The sequence below is a fragment of the Pseudomonas sp. GW821-FHT07G06 genome (assembly GCF_058986625.1).
In genome coordinates this window covers 107,171-131,757 of the sequence record NZ_JBYSVW010000004.1, presented here as the reverse complement: position 1 = coordinate 131,757, position 24,587 = coordinate 107,171, and the positions used below count along the sequence as shown (strand labels likewise).

Annotated in this window: 17 protein-coding genes; 7 read left to right on the top strand and 10 right to left on the bottom strand. The window is 60.3% G+C overall.

The genetic code is table 11. The annotated features are described in order from the left end of the window. Positions 1-106: 106 nt before the first annotated feature. Entirely contained in the window at positions 107-2,635 is a 2,529-nt protein-coding gene (locus AC3WJW_RS09645; RefSeq protein ID WP_493725852.1) for a PepSY domain-containing protein, read from the top strand. 123 nt (positions 2,636-2,758) lie between these two features. On the opposite strand, the gene AC3WJW_RS09640 is transcribed toward AC3WJW_RS09645, so the two are convergent. The 4 genes from AC3WJW_RS09640 to ptsP all read right to left on the bottom strand — a co-directional run bounded on the left by AC3WJW_RS09640 (position 2,759) and on the right by ptsP (position 9,957). Next, complete coding sequence (locus tag AC3WJW_RS09640; RefSeq protein WP_493725851.1) at positions 2,759-4,300, bottom strand: alkaline phosphatase D family protein; 1,542 nt, start codon at positions 4,298-4,300, stop codon at positions 2,759-2,761. A 103-nt stretch (positions 4,301-4,403) separates the two neighbouring features. Then, entirely contained in the window at positions 4,404-6,143 is a 1,740-nt protein-coding gene (locus tag AC3WJW_RS09635) for a PTS fructose-like transporter subunit IIB (RefSeq protein ID WP_493725850.1), read from the bottom strand. 11 nt (positions 6,144-6,154) lie between these two features. Beyond that, complete coding sequence (gene pfkB, locus AC3WJW_RS09630; protein ID WP_493725849.1) at positions 6,155-7,096, bottom strand: 1-phosphofructokinase; 942 nt, start codon at positions 7,094-7,096, stop codon at positions 6,155-6,157. Further along, positions 7,096-9,957: a phosphoenolpyruvate--protein phosphotransferase gene (ptsP, locus tag AC3WJW_RS09625; RefSeq protein WP_493725848.1), complete on the bottom strand. Its 2,862-nt coding sequence runs from the start codon at positions 9,955-9,957 to the stop codon at positions 7,096-7,098. Before ptsP ends, pfkB begins: the two co-directional genes overlap by 1 nt. A 290-nt stretch (positions 9,958-10,247) precedes the next feature. On the opposite strand from ptsP, the gene cra reads away from it, so the two are divergent. Both cra and AC3WJW_RS09615 read left to right on the top strand, forming a co-directional pair. Then, complete coding sequence (cra, locus tag AC3WJW_RS09620; protein WP_218501056.1) at positions 10,248-11,243, top strand: catabolite repressor/activator; 996 nt, start codon at positions 10,248-10,250, stop codon at positions 11,241-11,243. Between the two features lie 3 nt (positions 11,244-11,246). Further along, positions 11,247-12,023, top strand: a complete 777-nt coding sequence (locus AC3WJW_RS09615) for a TatD family hydrolase (protein ID WP_493725847.1) — start codon at positions 11,247-11,249, stop codon at positions 12,021-12,023. Here the strand turns inward: AC3WJW_RS09615 and AC3WJW_RS09610 are convergent, their stop codons facing one another. The 5 genes from AC3WJW_RS09610 to AC3WJW_RS09590 all read right to left on the bottom strand — a co-directional run bounded on the left by AC3WJW_RS09610 (position 12,024) and on the right by AC3WJW_RS09590 (position 18,615). After that, on the bottom strand, positions 12,024-12,413 hold the full coding sequence (locus AC3WJW_RS09610; RefSeq protein WP_493725846.1) for a hypothetical protein: 390 nt from the start codon (positions 12,411-12,413) through the stop codon (positions 12,024-12,026). A gap of 245 nt (positions 12,414-12,658) precedes the next feature. Beyond that, a complete protein-coding gene (locus tag AC3WJW_RS09605; protein WP_407800890.1) occupies positions 12,659-13,363 on the bottom strand; it encodes a methyl-accepting chemotaxis protein in 705 nt (234 codons plus the stop codon). A gap of 1,612 nt (positions 13,364-14,975) precedes the next feature. Next, positions 14,976-15,812: a regulatory signaling modulator protein AmpE gene (ampE, locus tag AC3WJW_RS09600; protein WP_493725845.1), complete on the bottom strand. Its 837-nt coding sequence runs from the start codon at positions 15,810-15,812 to the stop codon at positions 14,976-14,978. Next, positions 15,809-16,366 (bottom strand): 1,6-anhydro-N-acetylmuramyl-L-alanine amidase AmpD, encoded by a 558-nt coding sequence (ampD, locus tag AC3WJW_RS09595; RefSeq protein WP_493725844.1) that lies wholly within the window; start codon positions 16,364-16,366, stop codon positions 15,809-15,811. The genes ampE and ampD overlap by 4 nt, the downstream gene beginning before the upstream one ends. A gap of 62 nt (positions 16,367-16,428) precedes the next feature. After that, positions 16,429-18,615, bottom strand: coding sequence for a DUF1631 domain-containing protein (locus tag AC3WJW_RS09590; RefSeq protein ID WP_493725843.1), 2,187 nt, complete (start codon positions 18,613-18,615; stop codon positions 16,429-16,431). A gap of 264 nt (positions 18,616-18,879) precedes the next feature. Between AC3WJW_RS09590 and nadC the strand changes: the two genes are divergently transcribed. Next, complete coding sequence (nadC, locus tag AC3WJW_RS09585) at positions 18,880-19,728, top strand: carboxylating nicotinate-nucleotide diphosphorylase (RefSeq protein WP_218501052.1); 849 nt, start codon at positions 18,880-18,882, stop codon at positions 19,726-19,728. A 131-nt stretch (positions 19,729-19,859) separates the two neighbouring features. Here nadC and AC3WJW_RS09580 read toward each other — a convergent pair whose 3' ends face one another. Then, positions 19,860-20,165, bottom strand: a complete 306-nt coding sequence (locus AC3WJW_RS09580; protein ID WP_015093442.1) for a DUF6388 family protein — start codon at positions 20,163-20,165, stop codon at positions 19,860-19,862. A gap of 301 nt (positions 20,166-20,466) precedes the next feature. Here AC3WJW_RS09580 and AC3WJW_RS09575 point away from each other — a divergent pair, with 301 nt between their 5' ends. The 3 genes from AC3WJW_RS09575 (at position 20,467) to AC3WJW_RS09565 (ending at position 24,550) form a co-directional block, all read left to right on the top strand. Beyond that, positions 20,467-21,006 carry a hypothetical protein gene (locus AC3WJW_RS09575; protein ID WP_493725842.1) on the top strand — a complete coding sequence of 180 codons (540 nt, stop codon included), beginning with the start codon at positions 20,467-20,469 and terminating at the stop codon, positions 21,004-21,006. A 286-nt stretch (positions 21,007-21,292) separates the two neighbouring features. Then, positions 21,293-23,335: an acyltransferase family protein gene (locus AC3WJW_RS09570; RefSeq protein ID WP_493725841.1), complete on the top strand. Its 2,043-nt coding sequence runs from the start codon at positions 21,293-21,295 to the stop codon at positions 23,333-23,335. Between the two features lie 60 nt (positions 23,336-23,395). Beyond that, positions 23,396-24,550 (top strand): acyltransferase family protein, encoded by a 1,155-nt coding sequence (locus tag AC3WJW_RS09565; RefSeq protein ID WP_493725840.1) that lies wholly within the window; start codon positions 23,396-23,398, stop codon positions 24,548-24,550. The last annotated feature ends 37 nt before the right edge of the window (positions 24,551-24,587 follow it).

Sequence of the window (24,587 nt, the reverse complement as noted above, 5' to 3'; positions counted from 1 at the left end):
CATTCACATGAACGGGGCCTTTGTGCGTAAAAAAGAATGCTTCTCGACAACCCCACGGCATAATGCGCGCCGTGCTGAATCAATTTGAACGAACAAGGCGAGCGACGTGTTGAAGAAAACCCTGTTCCAGTTGCACTGGTTTTTCGGCATCAGCGCCGGGCTGGTCCTGGCCCTGATGGGCATCACCGGGGCGATGGTGTCGTTTCAGGATGAAATCCTGAGCACACTCAACCCTTCGGTGTTGCAGGTCGAAAAACAGGTCGCCGGGGTGCTGCCGCCTGCCGAACTGGTGGAGCACATCGAAGCCGCGTCGGGCAAAAAGGTCTCGATGCTCACCGTGGAAACCGACAGCGGCAACGCCGCCAAAGTGTGGTTCACCCCGCCGCCGGGTGAGCGCCGTGGCGAGATGCGCTACTTCGATCCGTACACCGCCGAGTTCCTCGGCGACGCCGCCGGCCAGGACTTCTTCGGCCTGATGCTGCAACTGCACCGCTTCCTCGCCATGGGCGACACGGGTCGGCAGATCACCGGCGCGTGCACCTTGATCCTGGTGTTCTTCTGCCTGTCCGGCCTGTACCTGCGCTGGCCTCGCCAATGGAGAAGCTGGCGCGCCTGGCTGACCCTGGACTGGAAGAAAAAGGGGCGCAGCTTCAACTGGGACCTGCACTCGGTGGCCGGCACCTGGTGCCTGGTGTTTTACCTCCTGGCAGCGCTGACCGGGTTGTCCTGGTCCTACGAGTGGTACAACAAGGGCCTGACCCGGTTGCTCTCCGACTCACCGCAGAACGAACGCGTTCGCGGCGGACGTGGCCCTGCGCCGCAAGGTCCGGCACCGACGGCCGATTACGCGGCGATGTGGAGCAGCATCTACAGCGCGGCCGGCCCGCAACTCAGTTCCTATAACGTGCGCATGCCGCCAGTGGCCGGCCAGCCGGCGACCGTTTATTTCCTGCTGAAAACCTCGCCCCACGACCGGGCGCTGAACCAGATCACCCTCGACCCGGCAACCGGCGTGGTCAAGCGCGTTGACCGCTACAGCGACAAGAGCCTCAAGGCGCAACTGCTGACCAGCATCTATGCACTGCACGTCGGCAGTTACTTCGGCATCGTCGGGCGCATCCTCCTGACCCTCACTGCGCTGAGCATGCCGCTGTTCTTCGTTACCGGCTGGTTGCTGTACCTGGATCGTCGCCGCAAAAAACGCCAGATCAAGGACGCTCGCCAAGGTCTCGTAACACCAGCTGATGACGCGCCGGCCTGGCTAATCGGTTTCGCCAGCCAGAGCGGGTTCGCCGAACAACTGGCCTGGCAGACCGCCGGGCAATTGCAGGCTGCGGGCCTGCCAGTGAAGGTGCAGCCGCTGGCGGACGTCAGCGAACGGGATTTGCAGGACTCGAACAACGCACTGTTCGTCGTCAGTACCTTCGGTGATGGCGAAGCACCAGACAACGCCAGGGGTTTCGAACGCAAGGTACTGGGCCGCACGCCGAGCCTGGAGCGCCTGAACTATGCCGTCCTCGGCCTCGGCGACCGGCAATATCAACACTTCTGCGGATTCGCCAAACGCCTGCACACCTGGCTCGGCGAACACGGCGGCACGACCTTGTTCGCCCCGGTGGAAGTCGACAGCGGCGATCCTTACGCCTTGCGCCACTGGCAACAGCAACTGGGCCTGCTGACCGGCCACGCGCCCGTCGACACCTGGCAAGCGCCCAGCTACGACAACTGGACCCTGACCCATCGCGAGTTGCTCAACCCGGACAGCAGTGGTTCCCCGGTGTACTTGCTGGGGCTCAAGCCACCCACCACCAACAGCTGGCTGGCCGGTGACCTGGTGGAAGTCTTGCCGCGCAATTGCCCGTGGGCCATCGAGCACTTCCTCGACGGCCTGGGGATTCACGGCGAGACCAAGGTGCAGCTCAACGGCCTGCAGGAAACCCTCGAACAGGCCCTGGCCAGCCGCCAGTTGCCGCAGAACCGCGCCCATCTGGTCGGCCTGCACGCGCAGGCGCTGGCAGAGGCCCTCGTGCCGTTGGCCATGCGCGAGTACTCCATTGCGTCGATCCCGGCCGATGGCGTGCTGGAACTGATCGTGCGCCAGGAAGTGCATGCCGATGGCAACCTCGGTGTCGGTTCCGGCTGGTTGACCGAACACGCCCCTGTGGGCAGTTCCATCAGCCTGCGCGTGCGGCGCAACAGTGGTTTCCATCTGCCGGCCCAACCGGTGCCGATGATCCTGCTGGGCAATGGCACGGGGTTGGCCGGGTTGCGCAGCCTGCTCAAGGCACGGATTGCCGACGGCCAGCAACGTCACTGGCTGCTGTTTGGCGAGCGCAATCGCGAGCACGACTACCTGTGCCGTGATGAGCTGGAGGAGTGGCTGATCAATGGCGACCTGGCGCGACTGGACCTGGCGTTTTCACGTGATCAGGCCGAAAAGATCTACGTACAGGATCGCCTGCGCGAATCGGCGGCCAAACTGAAGCAGTGGCTGGCGGACGGTGCGGTGATCTACATCTGCGGCAGCCTTCAAGGCATGGCTTCAGGCGTGGACCAGGTGCTCAACGAGGTGCTGGGCGCCGCCGAAGTGGAGCGCCTGATCGAACAGGGCCGCTACCGCCGCGACGTGTACTGAGCCCCCGCAATCCATGTGGGAGCGAGCCTGCTCGCGAAGGCGGAGTGTCAGCGAAGATGATCTCGACTGACGCAACGCCTTCGCGAGCAGGCTCGCTCCCACAGGGGGCTTTGTGTCCAGCGATCAGGCTGGCTGCAACTTCTGCTCAAACACCGACACCCCATCCAGATCGCGCAACACCACACTCAACTCCCCACTCTGCCCATCGATATTCACCTCGCCAAAAAACTGAAATCCAGCAAACGGCGAGGCGTTATGCACCGGGGAGGCCTTCTCGAATACCACTTCAGGGCCAAAGGTCTTATCCAGCGAGTCGGGCCCGAAACTGCCCGCATTCAACGGCCCGGCCACGAACTCCCAGAACGGTTCAAAGTCCTGGAACGCCGCCCGATCCGGGTGGTAATGATGGGCCGCGCAGTAATGCACATCCGCCGTCACAAACAGAAAGTTGCGCACCTGTCGCGCCCGCAGGAAACCGAGCAATTCGGCGATTTCCAGTTCGCGCCCCTGGGCCGGGCCGGGGTCGCCGTTGGCCACCGCTTCCCACCGCGTGACACCGGGACTCACTTCACCATCAGGCGCGCCAAGGCCGATGGACATGTCAGCGGCGATGACTTTCCATTGCGCCTTCGAGGCCTGCATTTCGCGCTTGAGCCAGTCCAGTTGCTCACGCCCGAGAAACGGCCTGGCTTCGCCAAGGTTGTTGTCGTTGGCCCCGCGATAACTGCGCATGTCCAGCACGAACACATCCAGCTGCGGCCCGTAACCGAGCTTGCGATAGATCCGCCCGCCGCCATCGGCGCTCTGCAAGCGCATCGGCGCGTATTCGAGCCAGGCCTGACGTGCGCGGTCCACCAGGCTGTGGATATCTTTGCCCTGGTATCGTGCATCCGGCTTTTTCCCCGGTGACCAGTTGTTCATCACTTCGTGGTCGTCCCACTGCCAGATCTGCGGGACCTCGGCATTGAAACGGCGAATGTTTTCGTCCATCAGGTTGTAGCGGTAATTGCCGCGATACTCATCGAGGGTCTCGGCGACCTTGCTCTTGGCCTCGGTGGTGATGTTGCGCCACACCCGGCCGCCTTCCGTGCCGAGCTGCGCCGGGATCGGGTTGTCGGCGTAAATGGTATCGCCGCTGTGGATAAAGAAGTCCGGCAGGCGCCGGCGCATCGCCTCGTAGATGCGCATGCCGCCAATGTCCGGGTTGATACCGAAGCCCTGGCCGGCCGTGTCGCCACTCCAGACAAACCGGATGTCGCGCCGGGTCTGCGGCACGCTGCGCAAGTGACCGAACCAGGGTTCACTGGCAACGCCGCTCTGGGCGTCTTCGAACTGCACTCGGTAGAAAATCGCCTGGTCGGCGGGCAGCCCGGTGAGTTCGATCCGGGCGGTAAAATCGGTGCGCGCATCGGCCAGGGGCGAGACGAATCGACGAGGGTCGGGAAACAGGCTGCGGGTGTCCCACTCCACCACCATCCGTGCGGGGCGGTCGCAGCGGCTCCAGATGATCGCCCGGTCACCCAGCAGGTCGCCGGACTGCACGCCGTCGGTGAGTCGCGGCCGATCCTTGACCGAAGCGATCACCGCCGGCGCCAGCCCCGGCAACAACAGCCCGGCGCCGACCGCTTGCACGACACGACGGCGCCCGAGGTTGAAATCGCTCATGCTGTTCTCCCTGTGACAGAGAAAAGATCGCAGCCTGCGGCAGCTCCTACAGGTGTTCACAATCTGCCTCTGTAGGAGCTGCCGAAGGCTGCGATCTTCTGATCTACGCCTTGGCCGGCTCCAGCGCCAACTCCACAGTCTCCGACCGCTTGACCAGCGCATACACCACCGCCGTCAACAGACTCCCCGCGACAATCGCCAGCAGATACAACAGCGCATGGTTGATCGCATTCGGGATCGCCAGTACGAACAAACCTCCGTGGGGCGCCATCAATTTACAGCCGAAATACATCGACAACGCACCGGTCAGCGCACCGCCGGCGATGCTCGCTGGAATCACCCGCAACGGATCTTTCGCGGCAAACGGAATCGCCCCTTCGGAGATGAAGCACAGCCCCAGCACCAGCGCCGCTTTACCGGCTTCGCGTTCAGTCTGCGCAAACTTGCGCCGGGCAATGAACGTGGCGATGCCCAGGCCAATCGGCGGCACCATGCCGGCGGCCATGGTCGCCGCCATCGGCGCGTAACTCTGCGAGGCCAGCAAACCGACCGAGAAGGCATAGGCCGCTTTATTGATCGGCCCGCCGAGGTCGACGCACATCATGCCGCCCAGCAGCACACCAAGCAGGATCGCGTTGGTGGTGCCCATGCTGTCGAGGAAATGCGTGAGGCCGGCAAGCATCCCGGCCACCGGTTTGCCAACCACGTAGATCATCACCAGACCGGTGAACAAACTCGCCAGCAACGGAATGATCAGGATCGGTTTCAGCGCCTCAAGGCTCTGGGGTAACCGCGCATATTTATTGATCGCCCTGGCCGCATAACCGGCGAGGAAACCGGCGATGATCCCGCCGATGAAACCCGCGCCCAAGGTGCTCGCCAGCAATCCGCCGATCATCCCCGGCGCGAGGCCGGGACGGTCGGCGATGGAATAGGCGATGTAGCCTGCCAGCAGCGGCACCATCAGCTTGAACGCAGTGTCACCGCCGATCTGCATCAACGCTGCCGCCAGCGTGCCCTCTTCCTTGAAAGCGGTGATGCCGAACACGAACGACAAGGCGATCATCAGGCCACCGGCGACCACCATCGGCAACATGAACGACACGCCGGTCAACAGGTGTTTATAGACGCCCGTCTTCTCCTGTTTGACCGTTGTATTGGCAGCGCTTGATGCGCTTTCCTGCTGGCCTTCGGCCAAGGCTTTTTTCAAGGTTGCTTCGGCTTGCTTGAGGGCAATACCGGTGCCACAGCGATAGATTTTCTTGCCGGCGAAACGCTCGGTGGCGACTTCGATATCGGCCGCCAGCAGCACCACATCGGCCTCGGCAATCGCCGCTGCGCTCAGTGGATTGCGTGCACCGACCGAGCCCTGGGTTTCCACTTGCAGGTCATAACCCAGGCGATTGGCCGCTTGCTGCAAAGCCTCGGCGGCCATGAACGTGTGAGCGACGCCCGTCGGGCATGCGGTGACGGCCACCAGTCGCGGCGCGTGTTGGGCCACTGCCACTGGCTCGATGATCGCTTCGGTAGCAGCGTAAACCTGTGCTTCCCGGGCACCACGTCGCAGCACGACTTCCACGTCTTGCAGGGCCTGGGCCGGGGTGCTCTGGAACACTCGCTTGCCAACAAACCGCGCCATGTCCACGGGCGCGCTGGTCACCAGCAGCACCCACTCGGCCGCGTCGAGGGTGGCCGCCGACAATTGCTTTTCGGGATGTGCGGCATCACTGATTTCGACACTGGTGCTCCAGCCCTGACGCTGGGCCGCGGCGTCGAGCAGCCGGGCGCACAGCACACTGGTGACCATGCCGTTCGGGCAGGCCGTAACGATGGCTAACTTCATGACAAACCCTCTTATTGTTCTGTCAGGGGACGCACGCGCACACCCTGTTCGAGCTGCGCCAGTTGCGCTGCATCGCCAATACCGAATCCGATCTGGGTCACTGCCATCGCGGCAATCGCCGTGGCGGTGCGCAAGGTTTGCTCCGGCGTATCGGCACTGAGCAAACCGTGAAGCATCCCCGCCAGCAATGAATCACCCGCGCCCACCGTGCTGGCGACGCTGACCCTGGGTGGCGTGGCATGCAGCGCCGAGCCGACACTGAACCAGTTCACGCCTTCGGCGCCGTGGGAAATCACCACATGCTCGATGCCCTGAGCGTGCAAGCGCTCCGCCGCTACGGCCTGGGCAGTGACCGACACGACCTCGCAGTCCAGCACCTCGGCCAGCTCTTCGGCGTTGGGTTTGATCAGCCAGGGTCCCGCTTTGAGCGCTGCACGCAACGCCTCGCCGCTGGTGTCGAGTGCAACGTTCAGGCCCAGCGTCTTCAAGCGCACAATCAGCGCCTGCAACCACTGCGCGTTGACGCCCAACGGCAAGCTCCCGGCGACCACCACCGCATCGTGCCCCGGGGCAATCTGCTCCAGTCGATCCATCAAGGCCTGCTGCGCCGCTTCGCTGACCTGCGGCCCCGGCCCGTTGATGTCGGTAATGCGGCCGTCGCTTTCCGCCAGTTTGATGTTGCTGCGGGTTTCCCCGGGAACGCGGATGAAAGCGTCGACAAAACCGCGTTTGGCGAACAGCGTTTCAAACGCCTGCGGATTGTCTTCGCCAAGAAAGCCACTGACAGTCAGCTGATGCCCGAGGTCGGCCAGCACTTGCGCCACGTTCACGCCTTTACCGGCGGCGTGGGTGTGCATGACATCGCTGCGATTGACCTGGCCGGCTTCAAGGCACGGCAACTGGACGGTCAGGTCCAGTGCCGGGTTGAGGGTCAGGGTGAGAATCCGTGCCATTACAGGGCCTCCACGAGTGCGCGCACTTCATTCGCGCTGCCCACGGCCAAGGCCTGTCGGGCAAGGGTTTGAGTCTGAGTGAAGCCCAGTTCGCGAATCCGCGCCTTGACCTCGGCAATACTGCGCGCGCCGACACTAAGCTCATCCACCCCGAGGCCGACCAGCACCGGCACCGCCAGTGGGTCGGCCGCCAGCTCGCCGCACACGCCGACCCATTTGCCATGGGCATGGGCCGCGCGCACGGTGATGTCGATCAGTTGCAGCACCGCCGGGTGCAAGCCATCGGCCTGGGCCGACAGCGTCGGATGGCCACGGTCGATGGCAAGCGTGTATTGGGTCAGGTCGTTGGTACCGACGCTGAAAAAGTCGACCTCCTTGGCCAGCACCGGCGCCAGCAAGGCCGCCGACGGCACTTCGATCATGATCCCCAGTTGCAGGTCGGCAACCGGGATTTCCTGGCGCAGACGTTCGGTCATGTCACGGGCCTGGCGCCATTCATCAACGCTGCCGACCATCGGGAACATGATCCGCAGCGGACGGTTGTCGGCGGCCCGCAGCAAGGCGCGCAATTGAGCTTCCATGATCTGCGGGCGCTGCAAGGTCAGGCGAATGCCGCGCACGCCGAGGAACGGGTTTTCCTCCTTCGCGATCGGCCAGTACGGCAGCGGTTTGTCGCCACCGACATCGAGGGTACGTACCACCAGCGGCCGCCCGGCCAAGCCGTCGAGAACGCGGCGGTACTCGGCTTCCTGAGTCGCCTCGTCGGGCGCTTGCGGGTGGGCCATGAAAATCAGTTCGGTGCGCAACAGGCCGATGCCTTCGGCGCCCTGCTCCACCGCACTGGTGACGCCGGCACTTTCGCCGATATTGGCGAACACTTCGACGGCATGGCCGTCGGTGGTCAGTGCCGGCTGGTGGCGTTGCTCGGCAGCGGCCTTCAAGCGCTGCTCGCGGGTATCGCGCTCGGCCGTGGCGCGCTGCAAGGTCGCCGCATCTGCGTCCACATGCAGACGCCCACGCTGGCCATCGAGCAGCAATGGCGTACCCGACGCCAGCAGCAACACGCCGGAGCCGGCGCCGACCAATGCCGGAATGCCCAGGGCCCGGGCAACGATCGCACTGTGCGCCGTAGCGCCGCCCCGTGCGGTGAGAATCCCGGCCACGCGAGCCGGGTCCAGACGCGCGACGTCGGACGGGCCGACCTCGTCCATCACCAGAATGTACGGCTGATCCGGTTCGCTCGGAGTTTCGATACCACTGAGTTGCAGCAAAACCCGACGACCAATGTCGCGCAAGTCGGCAGCGCGCTCGGCGAGCAAGGCATCCTGCAACGCTTCCTGCTGCCGGGCCGCCGCTTCAATCACGACCATCCACGCAGCCTCCGCGCTTTCGCCCTGCTTGAGACGCGTATCGACCTCATCGGTCAGTTCCGGGTCGTCGAGCATCTCCTGGTGGGTGATGAAGATTTCGCGAATGGCTTTGCTTTTACTGCGCTCGATCAATCCCTGGATGTCCCGGCGCACCTGCGCCAGCGCGTGCTGGAGACGTTCACGCTCGATGGCGGCGGACTCACCACGCAACGGGTAATCGATGGTTTGCAGCACTTGAATATGCGCCGGACCGATGGCGATGCCCGGGGCGGCGGCAATGGCCTGGACCACGCTGCCGGATAGCGGGGCGAGGACCACTTCGGCCATATCGGCAACGACTTCCCGTGCCTGGCTGACTGGCGGCAACGGCTCGACTTCTTCACCGAGGCCTTCTTCGATGGCTGCCAACAGGGCCGGCAACGCATCCGCCGCAATGCCCGGTTCGGCGATGAATTCCAGGACCTGCCCGCGACGGGCGCCGAGGCTGAGCAGTTTGCTCAGACTCTTCACCGACACCGCGCTGTCGTGGCCGTCGACGATTCGCACGCGGATTTCACCCTCAAAACTTTTCGCCAGTTGCGCGAGGATCTTCGCCGGCCGCGCATGCAAACCGTGGGCATTGGCCAAGGCAATGCGCGCGCTTGGCCAGTCGGCGGGCACTTCACCACCGAGCACTTCGAGGACTTTGCGGCTGCTGGTGGCGCGCCCCAATTCCTGGCCACGTCCTTCGATCAACAACGCGCACAGGCGCTCGAGCAGGGCTTGATGGGCCTCACCGAGGCTGGCCAGGCAGAACAGTCCATTGAGTGGCTGGCCGAGATAGCGCAGCGGTTTGTCCGGGGTGACGAAGGCCAGGCCGGGGCGCTTCACCGTTTGCTCGCTGTGCAGCCACCACAGGCCATCGCCCAACGGCAGCGCTTCAACCTGTTGCAGCACGGCGGAAAAACCATTGCTCACGCAGTCGGCCTGCCGCAACAAACGTGCGCCGCGCCAGACCAACTCTTCGAAATCCTCAGCCGCCACACCGAGGCCGATCATCTGCGCATCCAGCGCCAACTCCTGCGGCGCACCTTGCAGCAATTTCAGCAGCGCTTCAGCGGAACCGGCGCGACGCAGGGCCTGACCCAGGTCAGTCTCGCCAAGGGCGCGGGTGAGCAATTGCAACAGGCGCAAGTGCTCATCGGATTTGGCGGCGATACCGATCGCCAGGTAAACGATATGACCGTCACCCCAGTCCACGCCATCGGGGAACTGCATCAGGCGCACACCGGTTGTGAACACCAGGTCGCGGGTTTCGGGGGTACCGTGGGGGATGGCAATACCTTGACCGAGAAAGGTCGAGCCCTGGGCTTCCCGCGCCTGCAAACCGGCGAGATACCCCTCGGCAACCAGGCCGTCGGCGACCAGATGCCGGGCCAGCAATTGCAGCGCTGCGGACTTATCCACAGCCGACTGGCCCATGGAAATCTGCTCTACAGTGAGCTCGAGCATGCGTTCTCCTTTTTGGCGCCTTGGGGTGCCAGGTATTGTTTTGAATGAGTCAGCTCAGGCGCTTGGTCGTCACTTTTGGCGGTTTCACGGCAGAACCGGCCAAAGGCGCCTTTAACGTAGAAAATACGCTTGCTGAAACGTTTAATCTATAATGAATGGCACGTTACTCGATAATGTCCCATCCTTGAAGCTCAACTTGTCGGATGCGTTGCGACAATGGTCGCCTGCCTTAATCGGTTAGGATTGACGAAAATGTCGAGGCAATCTCGAAAAAACAAGGAAACAGCGGGTTGAAACTCAGTGATATTGCCCAGTTGGCCGGTGTGTCCGTCACCACCGCCAGCTATGTCATCAATGGCAAGGCCGAACAACAGCGCATCAGCAGCGCCACCGTCGAACGCGTGCGCGCGGTCGTCGAACAACATGGCTTCACGCCTAATCCACAGGCCGCCGGCTTGCGCAGCCGACACACGCGCACGTTGGGGTTCATTCTGCCGGATCTGGAAAACCCCAGTTACGCGCGAATCGCCAAATTGCTGGAACAAGGCGCCCGCGCCCGCGGTTATCAGTTGCTGATCGCCAGTTCCGACGATGCCCCGGACAGCGAACGGCAATTGCTGCAACTGTTCCGCGCCCGGCGCTGCGACGCGCTGATCGTTGCCAGCTGCCTGCCGGCCGGCGACGACAGCTATCACCAGTTGCAAGCCAAGGGCATACCGATCATTGCCATCGACCGGGTCATGGAGCCCGAGCACTTCTGCTCCGTGATCAGCGACGACCGCGAGGCCAGCCTGCAACTGACCCGCAGCCTGCTGGAGCCGTTGCCCAAACAGATCGCCCTGATCGGTGCCCGCCCGGAACTGAGCATCAGCCGGGAACGTGCCGCGGGCTTCAAAGAGGCCCTCACCGGGTTCAACGGCGAAGTCCTGATCGAAGAAGGCGAATCCTTCAGCCGCGAGTGCGGCAAACAATTGATGGAAGAGTTGCTGCTGCGCCTGGGCCATTTGCCCGATGCGCTGGTGACCACCTCCTATGTGCTGCTTCAGGGCGTGTTCGATGCGCTGCACGACTTCCCGTTAAAAAACCGCCCGCTGCGCCTCGGCACATTCGGCGACACCCAGCTGCTGGACTTCCTGCCGCTGCCGGTCAACGCCATGGCCCAGCAACACCAGTTGATCGCCGACAAGGCCCTCGCGCTGGCACTGGCAGCCATCGAACAGTCGGATTACCGGCCCGGCGTACAAGCCATCCCTCGCACGTTCAAGCAGCGTATTCTTCAGGAATGAGCCGTGGAGCTGATCGACACCCATACCCACCTGGACTTTCCGGACTTCGACGCCGATCGCCAGGCGCTGCTGGCCGAAAGCCGCGCCCTCGGGGTGCGGCGGATCGTGGTGCTGGGGGTTTACCAGGCCAATTGGCAGCGGGTCTGGGAGCTGGTGCAGAGTGACCCCGACCTGCACGCCGCGTTCGGGCTGCATCCGGTGTATCTGGACGATCATCGCCCGCAACACCTGAGCGAACTCGGTGACTGGCTGACCCGTCTGGCCGGCCATCGGCAGTTGTGTGCGGTGGGCGAGATCGGCCTGGACTACTTCATCGAATCCCTCGACCGCGACCGCCAACAGAAGCTGTTCGAGGCGCAATTGCAACTGGCGGCGGACTTCAATCTTCCGGCATTGATCCATGTGCGGCGTAGCCATGCGGCGGTGATTGCCACGCTCAAACGGTTTCGCCTGAAACGTGCCGGGATCATCCACGCCTTCGCCGGCAGCAAGGAGGAGGCGCGGGAATACATCAAGCTCGGTTTCAAGCTCGGCCTTGGCGGCGCCCCGACCTGGCCACAGGCGCTGCGCATGCACCGCGTGCTCGCCGAGCTGCCACTGGATTCGGTGGTGCTGGAAACCGATTCGCCGGACATGGCGCCCGCCATGTTCCCAGGCCAGCGCAACAGCCCGACACACTTGCCGGCCATTTGCGCGGCACTGGCGCAATGGATGGCGATCAGCCCGGAACGACTGGCGGCTGCCAGTACCGCCAACAGCTGCGAAGTGTTCGGCTGGTAATCAGTCAGCGTGAGCCCTGGCAGCTTCCAGGATCAGCGTCAGGTGCTGACGCCGGCGGAAGTAGCGAACCACCGCGAAATACACGAACAAGACGATCAGCGAAGCATTCAGCTGTTCGATGACACTGAGCATTCCCACCCACTCCATCACCAGTGCCACCAGCAAGGCCGTGCAGACCATCACCCGCAGGCTGGCGCGCAACAGCGAAAAAGAGTCGAGAGACTTGAAGCGCTTGATCTGTTCCGGACAACGTAACTGAACGTGTTTCCGGCAGTGGGCACAGGCAAACGCTTCATTGATCGCAATGGCGTTGAGTTGCCAGGGTTGAAGCAGCAACGTGCGCTGACAATGCGCACAGCGCCCCTGGACTCCTGTTGTTACAGCAGACATGACCAAGTTCCTCCATGGGGGTAAGCCGCGTAACTCTTCCTTGATTGAAATCCAATAGCCAGCGCACGGAGAGAATCAGGAAGATTCTCTCCGCGAAAGGGAAAAAGGATTACGAAACTTTCCGACAGTACACCAAAACCGTGGGAGCGGGCTTGCCCGCGAAAGCGATCATCCAGTCACACTAATGTTGGATGTGCCGCCGTCTTCGCGGGCAAGCCCGCTCCCACAGGGTCCCGAGGAGAATTTCAGACCCGGAATGCACTGATCAACTGTTTCAACTCCACGACCTGAGCCGACAACGCCCGGCTTGCATCTTCGGTCTGGTGCGCACCTTCTGCGGTACGCTCGCCGGCGCGATTGATCTCGACGATGTTCTGGTCGATGTCGTGGGCCACGGCGGTTTGTTGCTCCACCGCGGCGGCAATCTGCTGGTTCTGGTCGACGATCATGCCGACCGCGCCCAGGATGTTTTCCAGCGCCCGCTGGACCTTCTCCGACTGCCCCACCGTGCCGTTGGCCATTTCATGGCTGGTGCCCATGGCCTTGACCGCCGCACCGACTCCGCCATGGAGCTTGGCGATCATCTGCTCGATTTCTTCGGTCGATTGCTGGGTACGCTTGGCCAGGGTCCGGACTTCATCGGCTACCACGGCGAAACCGCGCCCCTGTTCACCGGCCCGTGCAGCTTCGATAGCGGCATTGAGCGCCAGCAGATTAGTCTGCTCGGCGATGCTCTTGATCACTTCCAGAACGCGGCTGATGGACTGGCTATCGCTGGCCAGTTGATTGATCACCAGCACCGACTGATCGATTTCGTTTGCCAGTGCGGCAATGCTGCCTTGCTGCGACTCCACCAGACCGCGACCGCTGATGGTTTCGTCGTTGACGCTGTGGGCGCTGCTCACCGCCGCTGCAGCACTGCGCGCGACTTCCTGGGAAGTGGCCGACATCTGGTTCATCGCCGTGGCCACTTGTTCGATCTGTGTGCGCTGCCCGGCGACGGCCTGGTTGCTTTGCGCGGAAACGCTTTCCACCTGACCGGCCTGGCGTTCGACTTCGCTGACGGTCTGGCCCACCCGCTCGATCAGGTCATGGATTTTCTTCACGGTGCCGTTGAACACCTCGCCCAACTCGCCCAGTTCGTCACGGCTATGGGCACTGAAGGTCACGGTCATGTCGCCGGCCGCCACCTTGTCCATCACCGCTCCCAGGCGCTTGAGCGTGGTGCGGGTCGAGGCATAGAAAGCGCCATAGAGATAAAAGATCAACACGAACACGACTGATAACGCCACGGCCTGCAAGACCATGTGCGTGCGGTTCTGGTCCAGCCGCTGCTGCAACTGCGGCCCCAGATACTTGAGGGTTGCTTCGTTGAGTTGGTAAGTCTGGTCCATCAGGGCGCTGACCTGATCGTAAAAGCCCTGCCACGGCGCATCGAGGGTATCGGCCATGACCACTTGCTCTTCGAACAGCTCGCTGGCCTTCTTCAAGGATGCCCGGCTGCTATCGGCCTGAGCGGCCAGGGTATCGCGGGCGGCCTTGCTGGACCCCAAGGCGTCCTGCAACTTCAGGCCATATTCGGCCTGGAGCTTTTCAATCTGCGCCAGCAATTCATCGAAACGAGTACTCGACGCCGAGTTGATGAAACCCTGCCCCAACGAATAAGACCCCATTGCCCGACCTTCGCCCAGAATCTGGGTCACACGTGGGGTGACGAGGGTGACGAGTTCGCTCAACTGGCGCATGTCGCTCTGGTTGTCGCGACTGAGGCCGGACTGGCTGGTGATGAGCTGGCCGAAAATCTGCGCGCTGCCCACCAGCTTGCCGATCAGGGCACTTTTGCTTTGCAGGGAGTTTTCCGTTTGCTGGGCCTTGAACGCGGCGATCATCTCATCGCGTTTGCCATCAAACACCGCGACCTGCTCCGGGTCGCTGGTCATCGCCGTCAGCCCTTGCAGGCGAGTCAGAATATTCTGCTCGAGGGTGCTGATTTTCGATTCGACGTTGCCGGCCTTGCCGGATTGGCCGAGGCTGACATTGATCTGCACCAGGTTGTTCAGGGTTTCCAGATCGCGACGCAACGTCAGGCTGCTGCCCAACAGGTCGAGACTTTGCAGTTCGATGCGCGTCCCCTGGAATTCGCGGTAGGAGTCACGCACCAGATAGAAGTTGGTCACCAGCATCGGCACCAGGAACAGTACGCTGATCAGGCTGAACTTCATGCCGAAGCTCAGGCGATTCATCAGTGCGACAGCGGGATAGAGCAAGCTCTTCACTGGATGTCTCCCTTCAATTTCTTATTTTTTTTATTGGCAGGCGCAGACAGACAGCAGATAGCCACTATGCGGCGCTATCTCTGTATAACTTAAATCGGCAGGAAGTTTTGTAACTTAAGGTTAACGACAGGGCAAAGCACTTCAGGCAAGTGATCACCCTGTGGCGAGGGGGCTTGCCCCCGTTGGGTGGCGAAGCCGCCCCCGGCGATTGATCAGTTAAAACGGGTACTCCTGATTTACGACTGCTGCGCAGCCGAACGGGGGCAAGCCCCCTCGCCACAATGGCTCAGTGCAGGACCGTCCACAACGCAAATCCGGCATACCAGAGCACTGCGGCACGCAGCAGCAGGTCCCAGATGCGGTCCAGGTTGTTGATACCTTCTGCGCCGGCCACCGGTGCCGGAATTTCACCGGCCACCAGCCCGACTTTCACGATCAATTGCGCGGCGCTGATGTTCCAGTTCAGCAGTTCATGCAGCATCACCCGACTGACTGCGACAAAATTGCCGACCAACGCCAGGCTCGCCGCCAGCAGACGCACGGGCAACCAGTCGAAGGCGTGACGCAGTTGCCCGGCGCGCTCGACCAGCGCCGGGTTTTTCCCGTGTTCTTCGGCCAGCGCCAGCAGCCGATAACTCAGCGCCGCGACCGGCCCCAACAGGAAGTACCAGAAAATCACCGCGAAAAAGCTCTGGTAGGCCTCCCACAACAAATGCCCTTCGACCTGCTCCAGCAACTGCTCGCCACTGTCTGCACAGATATCCAGATCGCGCTTGGCGACAAGGGCCGCTGCTTGCAGATCCTCCCGACGCCAGGCATCGCGGAACGGCCCGAGATCGCCCAGCAGATCACCGCGCCCCAGGCTGTAGATCACGACCAGCAAATGGATCGGCAACGCAAGCAACCCGTAGGCCACCGGCTCGATGACGACCAGCAGCAAACCCAGCAACGCCACCGGCAACAAGACCACCACCGACAACACCAGCCATGGCCGGCCCGAAAGCCGCGGGCTGGCCTCGAGTTTGTTCAGCTCGTGCGTCCAGCCACTGTCACGCTGAACCTGATGGCGCAGGGCCGAGAACTTTTCGATCCACACCGCCAATAGCAACACCAGAAAACTCATTGCCCTTCCTCTTGTGCCAGAGCGGCGCGATAACGTGCCCAGTCGAACGCCGGCCCTGGATCGGTTTTGCGCCCGGGTGCAATGTCGCTGTGCCCGCAGATACGCTCTGTAGTGATCGCCGTGAACGTCCGTTGCAACTGACGGGTCAGGGCCGTCAACGCGCCGTATTGCGCGTCGGTGAACGGCAGATCATCCGTGCCTTCGAGCTCGATGCCCACGGAAAAATCGTTACAGGTTTCCCGCCCCTCGAAGCTCGAGACCCCTGCATGCCACGCACGCTCAAGGCATGAAACAAACTGGGTGACGGTTCCGTCACGCTCGATCAGAAAGTGAGCGGACACCCGCAAATCCGCAATCCCTTCAAAATAGGGATGCTCGGTGACATCCAGGCGATTCTGGAAAAACTCCTGCACCTTGCCAGTGGCGAACTGCGCCGGTGGCAGGCTGATGTTGTGGATCACCAGCAGGGAAATCTCGTCTGTGGGGCGCGCATTGAAGTTGGGTGAGGGGCAGACATGCACACCCTGAATCCAACCGCTCGGGTCCAACTGCATACCGATTCCTTCAACGTCGACTGTGTTGGCACAGTATGCCGCGATATTCCCCCAAGGCGCGATCACTTGCCGCGCTTGAGACGCTTGAGGTTGCCGATCACCCGCTCGAGAGCTCGCTCGAACAGCAAGGTGTCGTCAAGCACTCGCGCCACGCCATTGCGCAGCTCCAGGGCCAGGTCAGGACGACTGCGCTCGAGCACTTTCATGCCGGTGCGGTTGACGAAGATGTATTGGCCGGTGGTTGCAATGATGGCCACCAGTTTGCAGCGAAGGCTGCTTTCCGGGTCTTCCTGAAACTCGACCCAACAGCCCGGAAGCATTTTATCGACCTGGCGCAAACCCGCATCGTCCGCCAGCAAACGTATCGGCTCACTGTGCACCTGACTTTCGTCGGCCATGTGCAGGACGACAGGCGTCAGCACTTCGGTCATCAGCGACGCACCGGCGGGTGAGCCCCCCGCCGCCTGAACGTGCAAACTTTCCAGCTCGCTGAAAAACTCGCTGGCGGCAAACGGATCGAACGCCGACGAGTTCAGCCCGTCGCGCAACGACTTGAGCAAATCCGGAACCAGGGCCAACATCCTGGTCGCATCGGACTCGTGGTGGTGCTGAACGCTCCAGACCAATTGCTCCAGGGTACGCACATCGGCATGCCACTCCACCGACTGATCGCCATGCTTGAGGTACGTCAGCAGCAGTACTTTGCTCCAGGCCTCCTGGACAAACCCCAGCACGCCTTGCGGCAGGAACTTGCCAATCAACGCCTGATTCAGCACCTGCTCGACACGCTGGCGGGCCAGCCCGGTCTTGGCTCGTCCCTCCTCGGCATCACGAATACGTTGCTCGAGCAACTCGCTGCGACGGCGCTCGTCCTGGGTAAACGCGAGAAAGTCGGCCAGCAGTTCGGAAAATATCGCGGGGTCATCGACAAAGTCATTCAACAAACGCTGTACGACCTGATCGATGCGCACGTACAGGCTGTCACGCTGATGATCGTCACAGGCGTCCCAACCCATTGCCGCGCTGGCGATTTCGTTGAGCAGGCGTCGTGCCGGATGACTGCTGCGACTGAAGAAACTCTTGTCGAGCACCGCCACCTTGACCAGTGGAATCTGCAATCGGCCGATCAGCGCCTTGAGCGGATCCGGCAGATTACGATCTTCGAGCATGCATTCGAACAGCATGGCGACCAGGTTGATCACATCTTCATCGGCCTCCCCGAAAACCCGCGACCTGCCACTTTTGACGCTGACCCGAGTCAGTAACTGTTCGAGCTGGTTGCGCAGGTCAAAATCGTCCACGACTGCCGGAGCCGGCACGTACTGCTGCAAATGCGACAGCAGGCGCAATAGATCGCGCGTGGAAATCGGCAACGCAGTGGCACTGACGTCCAGCGTTGGCGACAGGCTGCCGCGAACGTTGAACAGCAGGGCCTGCAACGCGGCGAAAACCGCCTGGACATTGTCATCGATGGGCAAGCAGACCGGCGTGGCGCCCTCATCGGTCGATTCGACGGGGGCGCTGTCTGACCGGTCCATGGTACGGCGCACCGGGGCCGGTTTAAGGTCGGGCAACACACCGGTAGCGAGCAGCAGTTGATTGGCTTCGGCGTAAAGCTGAGCGGTCTCGCTGAGGACATAACGCTCGAACAACCCGAGGATAATCAGCTTGACCTTGATCTCCAGCCCCAGCTGGCGTGCAGCCTGCAAAAAGTATTCGCAGAGCATCGTCGGACTCAGGGGGTTGTGCAGATCGCCCAACGCCTTGCCCGACAAGGCGCAGAGTCGGGCCGTCAGTTGATCCAGGGCCAACCCTTCGCGGTCCAGCACCCGACTGACCATTGCTTCCACCGCGACTGTACGCTCCCGCTCGTCATCGTTTTGCGCCAAGGATGCGTCGACCGCCAAGGCCCGGGGCATGGCCGCAATGGCAGGGTCGTATTGGGCAAGCCGGATGAACGCGCCGAAAAACTGCTCGAGAAACACCCGCTCGATGCTTTTGTGCTTGAGACGCAAATCGCGCATCGCTTGAAAGAAGATGTTCTGCTCGACGTCACAGCGGGCTTGGTCGGCCATTTCGAAGAGGGTGTTATCGGCGTTGTCGAACAACGCCTGCAATCCGTGTCGCAGCTGTTGTGCGGCCTTGTCGCGAACCTGGAGAAGAATCGCCGGCAGTCGGGCGAGTGGCGAGTGAGCCACCTGGTCGGTAGTTGCCTTGTGCAAAGGCACTACATTCCCGTCGTTGTGCATTCGGCCTCCCTGGAACGGTGATGCTTCGACTCGTCAAACCGATGACGTCAAATACAAGGCGAATTATCTTGTAAAAGCTCACCTTTGCGCCAGAAGACTCTGCATCTCATCTCAAACAGGCGTTTGCTCGGTACCGATGTCCCGCACCGACACCCTCAGGGATTCGACCAAATGCAGGTGCCATTGCCAACGTAACGCTCTGATGCCTTGGGTTGGTCCGTGCCATGGCCCTATAATCGAGCCACTTTGTTTGTGGAGTCCGTTATGCCGAATCTACGTCTCGCCGATCTGACCGCCGAAATCGAAGCCAACGTGCGCCGTGCGTTGCGTGAAGACATCGGCAGCGGCGACATCACCGCGCAGTTGATCCCGGCTGAACGCCTGGCCAAAGCCACCATCATCACCCGCGATGCGGCCGTCATCAGCGGCACCGCCTGGGTGGATAACGTGTTTCGGCAACTGGACCCACGGGTGGCGGTGCACTGGCAGGTTGCCGACGGTGAACGGGTGACGCCCAATCAGGTGCTGTTCCACCTCGAAGGCCCGGCGCGCTCACTGCTGACCGGCGAACGCAGCGCCCTGAACTTCCTGCAACTGCTCTCCGGCGTGGCAACCCGCGCGCAATACCTGGCGGACTTCGTCGCCGAGACTCAGGTCAAGCTGCTCGACACCCGCAAGACGCTGCCGGGACTGCGCCTGGCGCAAAAGTACGCCGTAACCTGCGGCGGCTGCCACAACCACCGCATCGGCCTGTATGACGCCTTCCTGATCAAGGAAAACCACATCGCCGCCAGCGGCGGCATCGCGCAAGCCATCGCGGCCGCGCACAAGATCGCCCCGGGCAAACCGGTCGAGATTGAAGTGGAAAGCCTGGAAGAACTGAAAGAAGCGCTGGCGGCCGGTGCCGACATCATCATGCTCGACGAACTGAGCCTGGACGACATGCGCGAAGCCGTGCGCCTGAACGCTGGCAAGGCCAAGCTGGAAGCCAGCGGCGGGATCAACGAGAGCACGTTGCTGCCGATTGCCCGGACCGGGGTGGATTACATTTCGATCGGTGCGATGACCAAGGATGTGAAGGCGATCGATCTGTCGATGCGCTTGAGTATCTGATCACACGTATGTGAGTTGTCAAAACTGTAGGAGCGAGCTTGCTCGCGATGTACCTGAGAGCGCCATGTTTAACCAGTAAACACGCGTTATCGTTAACGACCATCGCGAGCAAGCTCGCTCCTACATGAGTGTCAAACCACCAGATTGTTCATCTCGCAGTACTCTTCCCACTCGACGCCCAGCACCTCGGCCGCTTCTTTGTGCAACTTCAGGCGTTCTGTCTCGTACTCCTCCGGGGTCGAGGTGTACTTGAGCGTCAGTTCCCACGGCTGCAAGCCCTGGGCTTCGGCTTCATCCTCGAAGGCCCATTGAATCTGGTCTTTCTGATCGTCCGGACTCAAGTCCTTGATCTCGTCCATCAATTCGGGCGCGTCCAGCACGTACTTCTTGAGGGCTTCTTCGTGTCTTTCTTCTTGGCTCAATTCTTTTACGGTCATGTTGTTCTCGCTGATCTGGGGAATGGAAGATGGATCTGGATCATCAAGGATCTCTCTGACGCAGAAGAACCGCTTGTAGCCCGGTCTGTCTGGCCTTCAGAACCATTCGGGATCATCTGAAAACTGCTGGGCGAGGCTCATGCAGGTCCGAATATAGGATGTTTGTCGGACGATTTGCACGTCTCTTTACATCTCCCCACAAAAAGTTGTGCACAGGATGTGCTGATGGCGACGGGAACATAAATTCAAATCCCAAGTCATAGCGATGTGCCATGTCGGCACTTCACAAGGAACCTCAGTGATGCGCAGCATTTCCAAGTCTTCGTCTGTTGTGCTTACAACCGCATTGTTCGCCAGCCTGGCACTACCGTATCCGGTGCTGGCCGCTATCGAAGTCAGCAGCGGCAACCCCTCGTTTGGCGACAAGATCCCGGCTCTCCACTACGAGTACGACAAGTACACCCTGGTCAAAACCGGGATAAGTGCCGATGACCTGCAAAGCATGCAAAAGTCGCTGAAGGACACCTCGGGGAATGTCGAAGACCTGAAGAAAACTGTCAGCGAACAACAACGCACGATTGAGGATCTCAAGCGCGGCAACGGTTCCAGCTCAAGCTCCAGCAGCAGGGAAATCGACGAGCTCAAGCGCAAGGTGGCCGAACAGGAGCGCGACATCAACAACCTCGGCAAGCAGGTTGAAGAACTCAAACGCAATAGCGGCTCCAGCTCCAGTTCAAACAGCAGCGAGATCTCCAGCCTGAAACGGGAAGTCAGCGATCAGGACCGCGAACTCGACAACCTCAAGCGGACCGTCGAGGACTTGAGCAGAAAGGTGAAATAACCAGGGGGGAGATGGTGCCCGAGACAGGAATCGAACCTATGACGAAAACACCAGGATTTGCTGTTGAATCCGACAACAACTGAACGATGTACTTTCCGATGTACTTTTTTGCATCCCGCTGGGTGATCGTCTGGTCACCCTAGGCAACAAATAATACCCCGCGTCCTCCCCCCTACAAAGCACAAACCATCATTGCACATCCCCTAAAACCTTTTGTATCGGTCTTGTACCGCGTAGGATACCCGCGCCTTCAACAGGGCGAATTGACATATGGAGCTCCAAACACATGACGTCCCTCGCCGAAAAGGCCCCCACTCTTAGCACCCCGCATCTAACTCACCCGAAGTACCGGCCCGACGTTGACGGATTGCGCACAATCGCCGTTATGTCCGTCGTGCTATTTCACGCGTTCCCGGAGTGGATACCTGGTGGCTTCATCGGCGTCGACATCTTTTTCATTATTTCCGGCTACCTGATCTCCACCATCATCTATGGCAGCCTTGAGCGCCAGGCGTTCAGCTTCACCGAATTCTATGCCCGCCGTATTAAACGGATATTCCCCGCCCTGCTCCTGGTGCTGATCAGTTGCTACGCCTTCGGCTGGTTCACACTGTTCGCGGACGAGTTCCAGCAGTTGGGCAAACACATTGCCGGCGGCTCTAGCTTCATCTCGAACTTCGTGTTGTGGGACGAGAGCGGCTACTTCGACACCACGGCGGAAATCAAACCACTGCTGCACCTGTGGTCGCTCGGTATTGAGGAACAGTTCTATATCGTCTGGCCACTGATTCTGTGGGCAGCCTGGAAAATGCGACTGAACGTGCTGACGCTGACCATTGCTTGCCTCGGTGCGTCCTTCCTCCTGAACATGATCAACATCGGGGCAGATCCGTCGGCCACCTTCTATATGCCGCAAACCCGTGCGTGGGAATTGCTGGCCGGTTCTGTACTGGCTTACGTGGTAGCGCACCACGGCCATCAAACGCACCAATTGGCTCTTCGGCTGGATAAACTGGCCACCAGCATTCTGATGCGCCCGGGCACGCCAACTAATGGGGCAGTACTGAGAAATGCAAAATCGATCCTTGGCATGGCACTACTTGCCATCGGTTTCGCGATTGTCACCAGCACTGGATTCCCTGGCTGGCAGGCGATCATCCCTTGCGCAGGCGCGATCCTGATTATCTCTGCCGGCCCGCAGGCGTGGCTCAACAGGAATATTCTGTCCAGCAAGCTGTTTGTGTGGCTGGGCCTGATCAGCTTTCCGCTTTACCTCTGGCACTGGCCGCTCCTGTCGTTCGCCCGAATCATTGAAGGCGAGGTGCCGGCGCTCGAAATCCGCATTGCGGCCGTCATCGCGGCAATCGTTTTGGCGTGGCTGACCTACAAGCTGGTTGAGCTTCCGCTGCGCCGTCGCGAGTGGCCGCTGAAGACTGCCGCCCTGGTGCTGATCATGGCCGGGATCGGCGCTGCCGGTTACATGACCTACGACCGCGCGGGCTTCCCGGATCGCTCTACCGTGGTTCAGGCCAAGGCCGTCAACGCCCAGTTTTCTGGTGCGATTTGGAAGTACGCCACAAACCACACCTGTATCTACCGCTACCGCTGGCAGGAGGCAGGCACCTATCCATGGTGGTTCTGCATGACCAACAAGGACGAAAACCCTACAATCATCCTGCTGGGCAACAGCTACGCAAACCACCTGTACCCTGGTCTGTCAAAGCAGCCAGAATTGAGTCAGCAGACCTTCTTGTCGATTGGGGCATGTGACCCGTATCTGGCTTACTCCACGCAACCAGCAGAGCCTGCAACGCCATGCGCTGGCGACCGACCGGCGCACCAGCTCGACTATATAAAGAGCCTGATCGAAGACACTGGCACGGTGAAGTACGTTTTCTGGTCAGGGTTTGAGCCGGTGATGTCAGCTGACTACGTGGAAAAAGCAGAGCAAACGCTGACCTATCTGGAGAACAAAGGGGTTCAGGTCATTGTGTTCTCGCCGCACTTCAGGGAACGCATCGATATCAAGTCATGCTTCAGCAGGCCTTTGAAGCCGCCTACCGGGCAATGTACTTTCGATATCTCGGAGCGCGAGAAGATCGACAACGGATTTGCACCGTTGCGAGATGCGATTATCGCCAGACACCCGAAGACCAAAATCTTCGACCCTAACGATATCTTCTGTGACGACACGACATGCTCCATCGTTAAAGACGGCTTGCCGATGTACCGGGACGAGTTCCAGCACCTGTCGCTGTACGCGAGCAGGCTGCTGGCCGATAAGTTTGCCGAATGGTCTAAAGAGAACATACCGGCAATATTGAAGTGAAGAATAGCCCCGCGTTTGCGGGGCTTTCCTTTACAGCGTCAAAGGAAATGGACAGCTAAAATGAAAACAACAAATACAACGCAGAAAATAGAATTCGCAAATTCTCTACGCGGCATAGCAGTTCTGCTTGTTTTACTTGGCCACTACATTTTTGTTTTTAATGCCATAAAAGGAAAATTCTTAGCTTTCCCTAGCATGGATTACTTCCCTTTTCCATGGGCACTTCACATCTTCCGTCCATTCCCATTAAACCAACTAAATATTGGACAGATTGCTGTAGCATTCTTCTTTTTAGTTAGCGGACTTGTCATTCCAAATGCTGCCGCCTCCCTAGGAAACTTTGCCAACGGCCGTACAGCGTTCGTCGTTGGCCGAGTACTGCGCATTTGGCCGACTTACATGTTGGGACTGATGATATCCGTTTCTGCACTTTGGTTTAACAGTTATGTAAACTCGGTAGAGCTCAATATTCCAGCTATACAAATCCTTTCCAACATGACGCTATTTAGAGATTGGCTCGGCCAGACCCAAATTGACGGTATAGTGTGGACGCTTGAAATCGAAACGAAGTTCTATCTGTTTGTGCTTTTGTTTTGGAGCGGCATCGGAAAAGGAAAGCTATACCCAATTGCGCTAATGCTTATTGCAACAATCTTTCTTGCACCGCTTGGCGCAAGCATCTTCGCCACACAAACACCGAACATAACGACAGAAAATTTCATTTGGACATTGCCATACTTGCTCTATATGAGCATGGGCGTTGTCTTCAACTATCATCTAAGAGGCACCATAGATACAAAGTCGCTAATCGCCATTATCGCAACCATGGCGGCCGCATTCGTTTACACCGCGAAAACGCAGGGCCTTTACGCGCAAGTCCCAGTGTCCTATGTGTCGACGCTGTTGGTTTTCAGCTTCCTCTATTTTTTCGCAAGGACATGGAGTGGAGGGCCGATCATTCGCTTTTTTGCCAAGATCAGTTACCCGCTTTATGCCAGTCATGCGGCTTTAGGTTATACCGGCATGGCCTATATGATTCGCCTCGGAATTACTCCACTTTTAGCACTTGCCATCCAGATCGCGATCAGCACAGCACTCGCATGGGGTATGCACGTACTCATCGAAACACCGACACATAATGCCGGCAAGCGTATTGGTCAATGGCTTGTCAACCGTCGTCGCCCTGCAAATGTGGCAGCAACAGATCCTACTTAGACGTCCAATGACGTGAAGAAGGCCCCGCAATGCGGGG

Excerpts from the sequence above, each read along its gene's own strand:
- AC3WJW_RS09640 (WP_493725851.1), bottom strand. The coding sequence starts at position 4,300 with ATGAGCGATTTCAACCTCGGGCGCCGTCGTGTCGTGCAAGCGGTCGGC.
- ptsP (WP_493725848.1), bottom strand. The coding sequence starts at position 9,957 with ATGCTCGAGCTCACTGTAGAGCAGATTTCCATGGGCCAGTCGGCTGTG.
- AC3WJW_RS09565 (WP_493725840.1), top strand. The coding sequence starts at position 23,396 with ATGAAAACAACAAATACAACGCAGAAAATAGAATTCGCAAATTCTCTA.
- pfkB (WP_493725849.1), bottom strand. The coding sequence starts at position 7,096 with ATGGCACGGATTCTCACCCTGACCCTCAACCCGGCACTGGACCTGACC.
- ampD (WP_493725844.1), bottom strand. The coding sequence starts at position 16,366 with ATGCAGTTGGACCCGAGCGGTTGGATTCAGGGTGTGCATGTCTGCCCC.
- AC3WJW_RS09570 (WP_493725841.1), top strand. The coding sequence starts at position 21,293 with ATGACGTCCCTCGCCGAAAAGGCCCCCACTCTTAGCACCCCGCATCTA.
- AC3WJW_RS09580 (WP_015093442.1), bottom strand. The coding sequence starts at position 20,165 with ATGACCGTAAAAGAATTGAGCCAAGAAGAAAGACACGAAGAAGCCCTC.
- nadC (WP_218501052.1), top strand. The coding sequence starts at position 18,880 with ATGCCGAATCTACGTCTCGCCGATCTGACCGCCGAAATCGAAGCCAAC.
- ampE (WP_493725845.1), bottom strand. The coding sequence starts at position 15,812 with ATGAGTTTTCTGGTGTTGCTATTGGCGGTGTGGATCGAAAAGTTCTCG.
- AC3WJW_RS09635 (WP_493725850.1), bottom strand. The coding sequence starts at position 6,143 with ATGAAGTTAGCCATCGTTACGGCCTGCCCGAACGGCATGGTCACCAGT.
- AC3WJW_RS09575 (WP_493725842.1), top strand. The coding sequence starts at position 20,467 with ATGCGCAGCATTTCCAAGTCTTCGTCTGTTGTGCTTACAACCGCATTG.
- AC3WJW_RS09610 (WP_493725846.1), bottom strand. The coding sequence starts at position 12,413 with ATGTCTGCTGTAACAACAGGAGTCCAGGGGCGCTGTGCGCATTGTCAG.
- AC3WJW_RS09590 (WP_493725843.1), bottom strand. The coding sequence starts at position 18,615 with ATGCACAACGACGGGAATGTAGTGCCTTTGCACAAGGCAACTACCGAC.
- AC3WJW_RS09605 (WP_407800890.1), bottom strand. The coding sequence starts at position 13,363 with ATGTCGGCCACTTCCCAGGAAGTCGCGCGCAGTGCTGCAGCGGCGGTG.